Origin of the sequence: Hyphomicrobium sp. CS1BSMeth3, assembly GCF_900117415.1 — a bacterium.
GTDB lineage: Bacteria > Pseudomonadota > Alphaproteobacteria > Rhizobiales > Hyphomicrobiaceae.
Map to the genome: position 1 here is coordinate 524,315 of NZ_FPEI01000003.1, position 13,186 is coordinate 537,500.

The following is a 13,186-nucleotide window of genomic DNA, read 5'->3' on the forward strand; positions in this document are numbered from 1 at the left end:
CTGCTCACATTCTAAAGGCAGCGCGCGCGGGACTGCAATTCGTTCGATGGTGAAAGCCGGCCCGCGCATCACGTCTCCGCGATCGGACCAGGCGGTGGGGTATCCCTCCAAGTTTCGCCTCGTCTTATCTGGTGTGCCCGTTGCACAAAATAAAGGCCACCCTGCCATACGCTCCGTGTCTGGCTGCCGGCCCAGGAAAACACCTCTCAGTACCGGGAGGGCGCTCAATTGGGCCGACAACAGAGCTCTTGTGCTTGTGGTGGCACGATTCGCTTGCCTGAGGCGTCGCTCTTGACCGGCGCGCCTGGATGGCATTCTGATCGCGCCAGCGCCCTTCCAACCCGGAATCATTCAAATGAAATACGTGATCGACCCGCCGCGCCAGGCGGCCCTGCCCATCCGCGGCTCGTCGGACCTCTTTCCGGTGCACCGGATCTACTGCATCGGCCGCAACTATGCCGAGCACGCCCGGGAGATGGGCCACGATCCCAATAAGGAGCCGCCTTTCTTCTTCCAGAAGAACCCCGACAACCTGCGCACGGACGGCAAGTTTCCCTATCCGCCCGGTACTTCGGACGTTCACTTCGAGATCGAGATGATCGTGGCGCTCAAGTCCGGCGGCCGCGACATCCAGACCGAAGACGCAATGTCCCATGTCTGGGGCTACGGCATCGGCCTCGACATGACCCGGCGCGACCTCCAGGGCGAAGCCAAGAAGTTGGGGCGCCCCTGGGAGATCGGCAAGGCCTTCGAGCATTCGGCCCCGGCGACGGCCCTGATCCCGGCCTCTGAGATCGGCCATCCGACCACCGGCGCCATCTGGCTCGACGTGAACGGCAAGCGCCGCCAGGCGGGCGACCTCAACCAGATGATCTGGGATATTCCGGGCCAGATCGCCTTCATCTCGACCCTCTTCGAGCTGAAGGCCGGCGACATCATCATGACCGGCACGCCGTCGGGCGTCGGCGCAATCGTGAAGGGCGACAAGCTGCACGGGCACGTCGACGGCGTCGGCGATCTCCACGTCGAGGTCGTCTAGGCCGCGAGGCCCGGCAAGGCGATTTCACGCTCCGGCGCGCACCTGCTACAAGGGGCGCAAGCTGAAGATCGCGCCGCCTGTCGGCGCGCCGGAGGAAATTGCCCATGACCAGCCCGAGCATTCCCAAAACTCAGCGCCGCGTGGTGCTTGCCAACCGACCAGCCGGCGAGCCTTCGGGCCAGGACTTCCGCGTCGAGGAAGCGCCCGTGCCGGAGCCGGGCCCCGGCCAGATCCTCGTCCGTGCCATCTACCTGTCGCTCGATCCCTATATGCGCGGGCGCATGAGGGATGTCGTCTCCTATGCCCCGGTTGTCCAGATCGGCGAGGTCATGCCCGGCGGCATCGTCGGCGAGGTCGTGAAGTCGAACAGCCCCAGCTACAAGGTCGGCGACATCGTCGAGGAACGTCTCGGCTGGCAGGAGTACGGCGTCAGCAGCGGCGGCGCGCGCAAGATCGATCCTTCGCTCGCACCGATCTCGACCGCCAACGGCATTCTCGGCATGCCGGGCCTCACGGCCTATTTTGGGCTCTTGGAGGTCGGCCAGCCCAAGCCCGGCGACACCGTCGTCGTCTCGGCGGCCTCGGGCGCTGTCGGACAGGTCGTCGGCCAGCTTGCGAAGCTCGCCGGCTGTCGCGCGGTCGGCATTGCCGGCGGGGCCAAGAAGTGCGCCTTCGTGAAGGACGAGCTCGGCTTCGATGCGTGCGTCGACTACAAGGCGGGCAGCGACCTCACTGCAGCCGTCAAAGCCGCCTGCCCGGACGGCGTCGACGTCTATTTCGACAACGTCGGCGGGGTCGTTACCGACGCCGTGATCGCCAATATCAACTTCTGGGCACGCGTCGCCATCTGCGGCTCGATCTCGCAGTACAATTCCGACACGACCGAGATGGGACCGCGCACGCCGGGCTTCTTCGTCGGCCGGCGCGTGACCTCACGCGGCTTCATCGTCTCGGACTTCCTGACGCGCTTCCCCTTTGCGATGACGCGGCTCGGTAAATGGGTGCGCGAGGGCAAGCTCAAGTACCGCGAGGACATTGTCGACGGCGGCATCGCCAAGGCGCCGGAGGCCTTCATCGGCCTGCTCAGGGGTGACAACTTCGGCAAGCTCCAGGTCCGTGTCGGGCCGGAGCCGACAGGTATCCCGCGGCACTGAACCGCGGACCACCCACGGGGGGCCGATGCATGAACGGCGCGCGAAAGCCTGAGATCCTCGCCATCGGCGAGCCGATGGTCGAGTTCAACCAGTCCGGCGGCCACGGCTCGCGCGCATATCTCCAGGGCTTCGGCGGCGACACCTCGAACTTCGCCATTGCGGCTGCGCGCCAGGGCGCCGACAGCGCCTACTTCACGCGCCTCGGCGATGATATCTACGGGCAGATGCTGCGCGATCTTTGGGCCCGCGAAGGCGTCGACGCGAGCACGGTGGTGAGCGATCCGGATGCCTTCACGGGCATCTACTTCGTGACCCACGGCAAGAATGGCCACGAGTTCTCGTTCTACCGCACCGGATCCGCAGCAAGTCGCATGCAGCCGAGCCAACTGCCGCTCGAATTGTTGCGCGGCGCGCGCGTGCTGCATCTTTCGGGCATTTCCTTCGCCATATCGGCGACCGCGGCCGATACCTGCTATGCGGCGATCGAGGCCGCACAGGCAGCCGGCGTCATGGTCTCGTTCGACACAAACCTACGACTGAGACTCTGGTCCAAGGACCGGGCGCGAGGCGTCATGACCGATGTCATCGGCCTCGCCGACATCTGCCTGCCGAGCTATGACGACATCGTCGTCATCACGGGCCTCACGGATCCCAACGCGCTGGTCGATTTCTGCCTCGAGCGCGGTGCGCGTATCGTCGCGCTCAAGCTCGGCGCAGAGGGCGCGATCGTCGCGGACAAGGACCAGCGCATCAGGCTCGCGCCGCACCCGTGCGACCCGGTCGATGCGACAGGCGCCGGCGATGCGTTCGGCGGCGCCTTCGTGGCGCGCCTCCTCGCTGGCGACGACCTCGCCACCGCCGGCCGCTATGCGACAGTTGCCGCGGCGCTCTCGACAGAGGGTTACGGTGCCGTCGAGCCCATCCCGACGGCAGCAGAGGTCCGCCGCGCCCTCGAGGGAGAACAACAATGACCGCACTCAAGGCCGATGCCCCGGGCTGGCGCGAGCAGGCCATCATTCCTGTCCTGACCGTGCGGAATGTCGCAAATGCCGCACGCACCGCTGCCGTGCTTGCCGAAAGCGGCCTCAAATTCATCGAGGTGACCCTGCGCACGCCGGAATCGCTCGCCGCGATCCGCGCCATGGCAGGGGCCAAGACCGGCGCGATCATTGGCGCCGGCAGCATCCGCTCACCTCGCGATATCGATGAGGCCATCGCGGCAGGTGCCGAGTTCCTCGTCTCGCCCGGTCAGACGGACGCGCTGCTCAAAGCAGGACTGGCAGCGCCTGTGCCCTTCATTCCGGCAGCCGCCACGCCAGCGGAAATGATGCGCGCGATGGAAGCAGGCTTCCCGGTCATAAAATTCTTCCCGGCCGAGGCTTCGGGCGGCATCAAGGCCCTGAGCGCCATCCTGGCACCGCTCCATGATGTCGCCGTCATGCCGACGGGCGGGATCACGCCGGCCAATGCCCTGGACTACCTCAAAATCCCGCATGTCGTGGCTGTCGGCGGCTCGTGGATGGTCAAGGCTGACGACCTCGATGCCGGCCGCTTCGACGATGTCGCCGCGCTCGCCCGCGAAGCCGCAGCCATCGGCCGGCGCCGCAGTTGATTGCCATTCAGCCATTGATCCATCGCAACGTCCCGGGTTTACTTTGCCCTTAACTGATGTCGCCTGACCGCAAGCAAACGCGCGTCGCCGCACAGCGGACGTTTCGCTCTGGCGCCCTCGACGGGTGCGAGATCAGCCCCAATCCTGGCATCAACCTGGAGCTCGAATGCCGGACCGAGATGTTTCTGCTCTATCCGACAAGCCTTGGCATGCCCTACCTGCCGAAACCGCGATCACCGACCTCGCCAGCGCGCGCGAAGGGCTCGGCAACACCGAGGCGGCGGCCCGCCTGCAGCGCCATGGCCCCAATGCCCTGCCGGTCGGCGCGAGAAAATCCCTTCTGACGCGGTTCCTCCTGCAATTTCACAACGTGCTGATCTACGTGATGATCGTCGGCGCGACGATCACGGTGGCGCTCGGCCATTATGTCGATACGGCCGTCATTCTCGCGGTCATCATCATCAACGCCATCATCGGCGTCATCCAGGAGAACAAAGCCGAAGCAGCGCTCGACGCCATCCGCGACATGATCAGCCCGCGCGCCTCGGTGCTCCGCGAAGGCCATCGCGTGTCGATCAATGCGGCGGACCTCGTGCCGGGCGATGTGCTGCTGCTGGAGGCGGGTGACCGCGTCACGGCCGATATCCGCCTCATCAAGGCGCGCAATCTGCGCATCGACGAGGCGATCCTGACAGGCGAGTCGGTCGCCGCGGACAAGAGTACGGAACCTGCCGCCGCCGCGGCCGCCCTCGGCGACCGCCGCTCCATGGCCTACTCGGGGACACTCGTCACGGCCGGCCAGGGCACTGGTGTCGTCGTCGCAACGGGCACGCACTCGGAGATCGGCCGCATCAGCGCGCTGCTGAGCCGCGTCGAGCAGCTCGAGACGCCGCTCATCCGGCAGATGGACCAGTTTGCCCGCCAGCTCACGATCGCCATTCTGGCACTGTGCGCGCTGACGTTCCTCTTTGCGGTGTTCGTGCGCGACTATCCGACGGACCTGGCTTTTCTCGCAGTCGTCAGCATGGCCGTGGGCGCCGTCCCGGAGGGCCTGCCCGCGGTGATGACCATCACGCTGGCCATCGGCGTGCAGCGCATGGCCGCACGCAATGCCATCATCCGCCACCTTCCCGCCGTCGAGACGCTCGGCTCCGTCTCGACCATCTGCTCCGACAAGACCGGCACACTCACGCGCAACGAGATGACCGTGACGCGCGTCGTCGTCGCCGACAGTACCTATGACGTGGGCGGTGTCGGCTATGCGCCCAAGGGCGGCTTCAGTCTTGGCGGGAGCGAAGCCGACCCGACCGCAAATCGTGCCCTCATGAGCGCGGCTCGCGCTGCCATCCTCTGCAATGACGCGGCATTGCAGGAGCGCCATGGCCAGTGGTCCGTCGATGGCGACCCCATGGAGGGCGCACTCATGGCCTTCGGCCTCAAGGCGGGCTATGAGCGCGAGCAACTGATCAAGTCCCTGCCGCGCCTCGACGAGATCCCGTTCGATTCCGCACACCGCTACATGGCAACGCTGCACCACAGTCACGACGGCGCGGTCTTTGCCTGCATCAAGGGTGCGCCGGAGCAAGTACTCGACATGTGCCGCACGCAAACGGCCGACGGCGGCGAGGCGCCACTCGCCAAGGCCTATTGGCTGAAGGCGATCGATGAGCTTGCCCGAAATGGCCAGCGCGTTCTCGCCCTCGCCTCGCTCGATATGCCGCACGACAGGCGCACGCTCGACTTCAGCGATGTCAACGAGGGCCTGAGACTGGATGCCCTCGTCGGCCTCATCGATCCGCCGCGGCCCGAAGCCATTGCGGCCGTCGCGGAGTGCCGCAGCGCAGGAATCTCCGTGAAGATGATCACCGGCGATCATGCCGCAACGGCGGGCGCCATCGCGGGCGAGCTCGGGCTCGCCACCAGTGCCAAGGTGGTGACGGGCCACGACCTCGACACCGTCAACGACGTGACGCTGCGCACGCTCGCCGCGGAGACGAGCGTCTTCGCCCGCACGAGCCCCGAGCACAAGCTGCGCCTCGTCGAGGCCTTGCAAGCCGACGGCGACGTCATTGCCATGACCGGTGACGGCGTCAACGATGCGCCCGCGTTGAAGCGCGCCGACGTCGGCGTCGCCATGGGCCGCAGCGGCACCGAGGCGGCGAAGGAAGCTTCCGACATGGTGCTGGCTGACGACAACTTCGCCTCGATCGTCGCCGCGGTGCGCGAAGGGCGTACGGTGTATGATAACCTGACGAAGGTGATCGGCTGGACGCTGCCGACCAACGGCGGCGAGTTCCTGATCGTCGTCATCGCCATTCTGTTCGGCATCACATTGCCGCTCACGCCGGTCCAGATCCTGTGGATCAACATGGTCACCACGGTCGGCCTCGGCCTCGTGCTCGCCTTCGAGCCGGCCGAGCCCGATATCATGCAGCGTCCGCCGCGCGCCGCCGATTCGCCGATCCTTTCCCCTTTCCTGCTCTGGCGCGTCGTCTTCGTATCGTGCCTCTTCGCTATCGGCGCGCTCGGCATTTTCGCCTGGGCGCTCAATCGTGGCCTCGGCATCGAGACGGCGCGGACCATGGTGGTAAACACGGTCGTGGTACTTGAACTTTTCTATCTGTTCTCAGTCAGGTACCTGTATGGGGCGTCGCTCACGTGGCGCGGCATCGTCGGCACGCCAGCCGTGCTGATCGGCATTGCCATCATCGTAAGTCTTCAAATGGCCTTCACGTACCTTCCCTCGATGCAGTACCTCTTTCAGACAACCAGCATCGGGTTCGTGGAGAGTGCCGCCATCATCGCCACAGGCATCGCCCTGTTCGGCATTCTGGAGATCGAGAAGCGCATCGGCCGCGCGCTCTTCCCGGCGCTGCAGCCCCGCGCGGCAAAACTTGAACTACGAACCACGTGACTGCACCTCGCTGCCCGTCACGCATCGACAAGCCTAAGTAGAAAGGGATCGCGATCATGGCCTACAAGTCCATTCTGGTGCACCTCAACAATGAAGGCCGCGTGAAGCGCCTGATGAGCGCGGCGATGCAGCTCGCGCTCCCCTCCAACTCCCACGTGACCGGGCTGTTCGTGGTGCCCCCCGCTCCGCCGAAGTCGCCGCTGCTGCCGATGATCTCCGGCGGCGCCATCGCGAGCGCACTCGACGCCTACCGCAAAACCGGCGAGGGCATCCACAAGGCCTTCGACGAAGCGATCAGCGGGCAGCCCGTCGTGGGCGAGTGGCGGCTCCATCAGGCCAGGCGCCCGGGCTATGTCGAGGCAGTTCTCGATCATGCGCGCTCGGCCGACGTCGTCGTCGCGGCGCAGAAGGAGAGCGACTGGGACTACGCCGATATGTTCGACGTGCCCGATTGGCTCGCCATGGAGGGCGGGCGGCCCGTGCTCATCGTGCCGAAGGCCGGTGAGCTCGGCTCGATCGGCGAGCGCGTCGTGGTCGCCTGGAACAACAGCCGCGAGGCGGCGCGTGCCGTCTTCGATGCCCTCCCGCTGCTACAGAAGGCAAATGAAGTGACGGTCCTCTCCGTCGAGGAGGCGGGCAAGCCCGAGGCGACGAGCGAGATCGCCGGGGCCGAGATCGGCGCGACGCTCGCCCGTCACGGCGTGAAGGTCAATGTCCAGCAGACCAAGCCCGGCCGCGGCGATGCGGGCGTCGAGCTGCTCGCCCAGGTCTCGGCCCATCGCGCCGACCTCCTGGTCATGGGCTGCTTCGGCAGGTCGCGGCTCAGGGAGTTCGTCCTCGGCGGCGCCTCGCGCCACGTGCTTCAGAATGCGACCGTTCCGGTGCTGATGTCCCACTAGGCCCGGCGAAGGCGCCCCGCCATCTTTCGCGACGACCAAGGACGGGCCCTGCGCCCGTCCTTTTTGCATCCGGCGTTTGTCCTGTCCGAGCGCCTCGACATTTTGATGCTGGTACGGAGCACTGCCATTTGCGATGATGTCCAAAAATTCCGGATGCTAAAATTCCGGATGTTAGGGAGCATCCAGATGAGCGAGCGGCCTCCGGTCACCGATTGGCTGACGGACTGGGATCATCTCGACTCGCGATGGGTCGACGATCCTTTTCCCATTTGGGAGACAATCCGCGGCGCCGAGTGTCCGATCGCCCATACGGACCGCTACCGTGGCGCCTACCTCCCGACGCGCTACGCCGACATTCGCGAGATCGCCTACGACCCTGAGAACTTCTCCTCGCGTCAGGTGGTCATTCGCGACAGTCAGCCGATCACGGGCGGCGGCGCGCCCCCGATCACTTCCGATCCGCCGCGCCATCGGACGGCGCGCATGGTGCTCCTGCCGCCGTTCACGCCGCAGGCCATCGAGAAGCTGAGGCCCAAGGCGCGCGCGATCTGCAACGAGCTGATCGATGCCTTTGCCGACAAGCCCGGCTGCGATGCCGCCGTCGACTATGCCCAGCACATTCCCGTGCGGGTCATTGCCGCGATGCTCGGCATTCCCGAGAGCGACGGCGACCGCTTCCGCAAATGGATCCACGAGATCCTCGAGCTCGGCACCACCGACGAGACCGTCCTGCAGCGAGGGCTCAATGAAATAACGGAGTACTTCGCCGGCCACATGTCCGCGCGCCGGGAAGCGCCGGGCGATGACCTCATCAGCTATCTCCTGCAGGCCAAGTATCCCGATGGCGAGCCCTTCAAGCCGAACCATGTGCTCGGCAGTCTGCGGCTGCTGCTCGTCGCCGGTATCGATACGACGTGGAGCGGCATCGGCGCCTCGATCTGGCATCTCGCGCGCACGCCTGCAGATCGCGCGCGTCTCGTCCGCGAGCCAGCGCTGATCCCCACGGCCATCGAGGAATTCTTGCGCGCCTATGCGCCGGTGACCATGGCTCGTCTCGTCGCCAAGGAGACCACGGTCAACGGGTGCAAATTCGCGGAAGGCCAGATGGTTATGCTGTCATTTCCAGCCGCCAACCGCGATCCCGAAGCCTTTCCCGATGCCGACAAGGTCATCATAGATCGTCAGGAGAACCGGCACGCGGCGTTCGGGCTCGGCATTCATCGCTGCATCGGATCGAACCTCGCGCGCATGGAGATGACGGTGGCCGTCGAGGAGCTGCTGCGCCGCTGCCCCGAGTTCCGCCTAGCGGGAGACGTAGTGTGGTCGCACGGCACAGTCCGAGGGCCACGCGAGCTGCCGATCGCCTTCAAGTGAGGCTTCGCGCGCACTACGAATTTGTAATGCCGCAACTGGGTGGCATAGCGGCGCATCTGGCTTGAAGATCCATGCCCGAAGTGGTTCAAGGGGCGCAGCAATACGCGGCGCCAGAACCGGGATGGAAACGGGTATGAATCTCTCGCGCAGAGCCTATCTCGGCGGCATGGGCGCAGCGTTCGGCGCCGGGCTGTTGCCGAGGAGGGCGGGCGCGCAGGTCAAGCCGCTTCCAAGCCTGCCATCGACCATGATCTGGAGCGTCGGCGACGACGACGGCCCCCGCTACAAGGAAGCGCAGGCCATCGCCGATGCCATCAGCAAGGCCCATGGCACGCGCATCCGCCTGCAGCCCTCGGAGCGGGCGTTCGGGCGTATGGAGCAGCTCAAGGAGCGCCAGGTCACGCTCGGTCTGCTCGGCATGGAAGCTTTCTTCGCCGCCGAGGGTCTCTTCAGCTATGTCGCGCCGACGTGGGGGCCGCAGGATCTTCGCTGCCTCCTCGGGCGCATGAGCTCGATGTCGATCGTGGCGACCGAGGCGAGCGGCATCAGGAAGCCCGCGGACCTGAAGGGCAAACGCTTGGCGCGCGCCCCGGGCAACATGGCGCTCACATACAGGCTCGATGCGATTCTCGATGCCGCCGGCATCAGCCTCAAGGACCTCACCCTCGTCGATTTCGCGAGCGGCAACGATGCCCTCGCAGCTCTTGCGCGAGGCGAGGTCGATTGCGCGGGAGCCATTCCGACGGCAGGCTCGGCGCGTGCGCTCGAACCTATCGCGGACTCGATTTTCTGGATCGAGTTCCCGGGCTCGGACAAGGATTTCTGGAGCAAGCTGCAGCGGACCCTGCCGGTACTCCTTCCCTTTACCGAGGATACAGGACCGGGCATCAGCAAAGCGGCACCCAAGGCCATCGTAGGCTACCGCGACCCGGTGGCGACGGTGTACGCCGATGCTGGCGAGCTCGAAATGTATGCGGTGACCAAGGCGATCGCCGACAACTTCGAGACTTATAGTCAGGCCATGCCAATCCTGGAGCGTTGGGAGCTGCCTCGGTCGGCAGGCTTCCCGACGACCGTCCCGTTCCACGACGGCGCAATCCGCTTTCTCAAGGAGAAGGGTGTCTGGACTGCCGAGCATCAGCGCTGGCAGGACGGCGTGATGCGCCGATCCACGCGGCTGCGGCAAGGCTGGGCGGAAATGATGGCCAAGGAGCCCGCGGCGAAGGACGCCGATCCCGCGAAACTGACGGAGCTTTGGGCTCCGCGGCGCGCGGAAATTCTGAAGGCGCTCTAAAAGATCCCCGCCTCACATAATTCCTGGGATCGTCGCGGTCCCAAATGTCCGTACAGGCGCTCGGTAGAGCGTTCAGCGGGGTAGGCAGTGCGTCCCGCTCGGGTAGGGGTATCTATGCATGTTCCCCAATAGGCCCCCAATGTTTTCAGAATGTTGCTATTTGATGCGTCACTTTGACACTCATTTAACCACGTAACTCCCTGTTCTCGCCCGATTTCGCCGGCTAACAGCCCTCCGGTCCCCGCGCCAATGCGGGTCCAATCCAGTCCCGTCGCCAATCTGGCGCGGGTCAACGGGTGCACAGACAACGGGGGAATAACTCATGTCTTGCGTATCAAACGCGCTGCGTCTCGTCGCGAGCGCTTTCGCCCTGATCGTCGTTCTGTTTGCCGGCGCAACGCCGTCCTCAGCGCAAACCTCGACGTCCTGCCTTCCTGGGTCGATCCAGAGCACGCTGAACCAGATCCGCGCCAAGTTCGGACCGGTCCGCATCGTCTCGACCTTCCGCCGCGGCGCGGTCATCGCCGGCACCGGTCGGCGCAGCCTGCACGCCTCCTGCCGCGCCGTCGACTTCCACGCGCCGGCCGGCAAGCGCGCCGCCGTCATCGCGTGGCTGCGCACGAACCACAAAGGCGGCCTCGGCATCTATAGCTGTGGCATGAGCCACCTGCACATCGACAATGGCGGCAACTACACGTGGAACAAGTGCGTCGGCGGTGGCCGTCGCCGAGTGGCCCACGCGAACTGACCGCAACGATGCTCTCAGCCATGACCGTGGCGCCCTGCTGCGGTCATGGCTGATCGCAGTTCCTTGTAATCGCATCGGGGAACTGCATTGGGATTGCCAAGTTGCCCGTCCATACTGATGGCTCACTGCCCCCGACAAGGCAGCGGCCCCACGGACGAGCCGGAGCAAAACCAATGCGCACTCTTCGACTTGTGACAGCCTGCGCTCTGATCCTGCCGGCGCTTGCTTTGACGCCGCCGGCCTCCGCCCAGCAGACGCGCGCGCCAGCCGCCCCGACGACCGCCATCAAGGTCGAAAGCGTGGCGAAGAATCTGGTGCATCCCTGGGGGCTCCAATTCCTCCCTGACGGCCGGATGCTGGTGACCGAACGGCCGGGCCGCCTTCGCATCGTCACCCGCGACGGCACGCTCTCATCGCCGATTGCCGGCGTGCCGAAAGTCCACGCGGTCCGCCAGGGCGGGCTCCTCGACGTGGCCCTCACACCCGATTTTGCGACCTCGCAGGAGATCCTCCTCACATTCGCCGAGCCCCGTGAGGACGGCCTCAGCGGCACCAGCGTCGCGAGTGGTCGCCTCGAGCTCACCGCAGGCGGCGGCCGCATCACGAATGTCCGCGTGATCTTCCGCCAGCAGCCGTCGATTGCCTCCGATATGCATTTCGGCTCGCGCATTGTCTTTGTGCCGGACGGATCGTTCTTCCTCACGGTCGGCGAGCGCTACACGCAGAAGCAGGAGGCGCAGGACCCCGCCAATCATCTCGGCAAGGTCATGCGGCTCAACCGCGACGGCACGCCCTTCGCGGGCAATCCCAATAAGCCTGGCTGGGATCCGGCGGTCTGGTCGATCGGGCATCGCAATATCCAGGCCGCCGCACTGCATCCCGAGACGGGCGAGCTTTGGATCGTCGACCATGGCGCGCGCGGGGGCGACGAGGTCAATGTCGTCCGCAAGGGCCTGAACTACGGCTGGCCCGTCATCACCTACGGGCGCGACTACTCCGGCGCCCCGATCGGCGAGGGCACGGCGAAGGCGGGCATGGAGCAGCCGCTCTACTACTGGGACCCGTCGATCGCGCCTTCCGGCGCCGCGTTCTACACCGGCGATCTCTTTCCCACCTGGAAGGGCAACCTGCTCGTCGGTGCGCTCGCCGGGCGCCACCTCTCGCGCCTCGTTCTGGATGGTGAGAAGGTCGTCGCCGAGGAAAGGTTGCTTGTAGACCTCGGCGCCCGTCTCCGCGACGTCCGCATGGGCCCTGACGGCGCCGTATGGATCCTCACCGATCACGCCGATGGCCAGCTTCTGCGCCTCGTGCCGGGCTGATCTGCACTTCCTGCCGCGAAAACGGCCTGATTAGGGATACACTTTCCATGGCGCGCGCGTTGCGCAGCGTGGCAGGTGTTGCACGCGTGTGATCATTAGATGCTTTGTCTCTACGTGCTCCACGTCCGTCGGAGCCGCCTAACGACCCGGCACCGTCCAAGACGCCGCGCTCCCGAGGCCGCGGGGGCGACTTGATCCGGCGCCGTCATAGACTAGAGTGCGGCGAGCGTTCGGACGGCGCGCCCGCAGTTGACGCAACAGCACATTACGAGGACTTGGTTCGATGCTTGGCCCCTTGACCTACCTCGACGCGGCGGTGATCGCGATCGGCCTGATCTCGGGGCTACTCGCCATGTACCGCGGCTTCACGCGAGAGGTACTGTCGATCATTTCGTGGATCGCGGCCGCCGCCGCCGTGCTCTACTTCGTGCTCTATCACAAACCCATGGCCGAGCAGATCGCGCAGCAGTTCCATGCGCCGCCCGCCGTCGCCCAGGTCGTGGTCGGCGGCATCATCTTCCTGATCGTGCTCATTATCGTGCACTTGGTCACGTCCCGGCTCTCGGACACGATCCTGGACAGTCGCGTCGGCATGATCGACCGCCTGCTCGGTTTCCTCTTCGGCGTCGTGCGCGGCTTCATCCTCGTGGTGATCCCGTACATGTTCTACGAGTCGTTCGTGCCCGATCAGCAGCAGCAGCCTTCGTGGGTCAAGGAATCCATCTCCCTCCCCTACATCCAGGCGACCGGCAATACGTTCCGCGACGTGCTCGTGCGCGTCGTGCCGCCGTCGTTCAGCAAGCCCTCCGAGGGGCAGCAGGGGTAGGAACGGG

At 65.6% G+C, this 13,186-nt stretch carries 11 protein-coding genes; all 11 read left to right on the forward strand.

Annotated features, from left to right (window positions below; all coding sequences use genetic code 11):
- The first annotated feature begins 355 nt into the window (after nt 1-355).
- The 11 genes from CS1BSM3_RS04040 (at nt 356) to CS1BSM3_RS04090 (ending at nt 13,179) form a co-directional block, all read left to right on the forward strand.
- The gene (locus CS1BSM3_RS04040) at nt 356-1,039 is read left to right on the forward strand and encodes a fumarylacetoacetate hydrolase family protein (RefSeq protein ID WP_072385666.1); all 684 of its coding nucleotides are present in this window, start codon (nt 356-358) and stop codon (nt 1,037-1,039) included.
- Nucleotides 1,040-1,143: 104 nt separating this feature from the next.
- Nucleotides 1,144-2,193 (forward strand): NADP-dependent oxidoreductase, encoded by a 1,050-nt coding sequence (locus tag CS1BSM3_RS04045; protein WP_072385667.1) that lies wholly within the window; start codon nt 1,144-1,146, stop codon nt 2,191-2,193.
- Between the two features lie 29 nt (nt 2,194-2,222).
- Entirely contained in the window at nt 2,223-3,164 is a 942-nt protein-coding gene (locus CS1BSM3_RS04050) for a sugar kinase (RefSeq protein ID WP_072385668.1), read from the forward strand.
- Nucleotides 3,161-3,805, forward strand: a complete 645-nt coding sequence (eda, locus tag CS1BSM3_RS04055) for a bifunctional 4-hydroxy-2-oxoglutarate aldolase/2-dehydro-3-deoxy-phosphogluconate aldolase (RefSeq protein WP_072385669.1) — start codon at nt 3,161-3,163, stop codon at nt 3,803-3,805. Before CS1BSM3_RS04050 ends, eda begins: the two co-directional genes overlap by 4 nt.
- A 166-nt stretch (nt 3,806-3,971) precedes the next feature.
- Nucleotides 3,972-6,719, forward strand: coding sequence for a cation-transporting P-type ATPase (locus CS1BSM3_RS04060; RefSeq protein ID WP_072385670.1), 2,748 nt, complete (start codon nt 3,972-3,974; stop codon nt 6,717-6,719).
- A 56-nt stretch (nt 6,720-6,775) separates the two neighbouring features.
- Complete coding sequence (locus CS1BSM3_RS04065) at nt 6,776-7,618, forward strand: universal stress protein (RefSeq protein ID WP_072385671.1); 843 nt, start codon at nt 6,776-6,778, stop codon at nt 7,616-7,618.
- Between the two features lie 186 nt (nt 7,619-7,804).
- Nucleotides 7,805-8,992, forward strand: a complete 1,188-nt coding sequence (locus CS1BSM3_RS04070) for a cytochrome P450 (RefSeq protein ID WP_143149061.1) — start codon at nt 7,805-7,807, stop codon at nt 8,990-8,992.
- 133 nt (nt 8,993-9,125) lie between these two features.
- Nucleotides 9,126-10,286, forward strand: coding sequence for a TAXI family TRAP transporter solute-binding subunit (locus CS1BSM3_RS04075; protein ID WP_072385673.1), 1,161 nt, complete (start codon nt 9,126-9,128; stop codon nt 10,284-10,286).
- Between the two features lie 322 nt (nt 10,287-10,608).
- Entirely contained in the window at nt 10,609-11,034 is a 426-nt protein-coding gene (locus CS1BSM3_RS04080; RefSeq protein WP_072385674.1) for a D-Ala-D-Ala carboxypeptidase family metallohydrolase, read from the forward strand.
- A 173-nt stretch (nt 11,035-11,207) separates the two neighbouring features.
- Complete coding sequence (locus tag CS1BSM3_RS04085; protein ID WP_072385675.1) at nt 11,208-12,353, forward strand: PQQ-dependent sugar dehydrogenase; 1,146 nt, start codon at nt 11,208-11,210, stop codon at nt 12,351-12,353.
- Between the two features lie 283 nt (nt 12,354-12,636).
- A complete protein-coding gene (locus tag CS1BSM3_RS04090) occupies nt 12,637-13,179 on the forward strand; it encodes a CvpA family protein (protein ID WP_072385676.1) in 543 nt (180 codons plus the stop codon).
- Nucleotides 13,180-13,186: the final 7 nt, after the last annotated feature.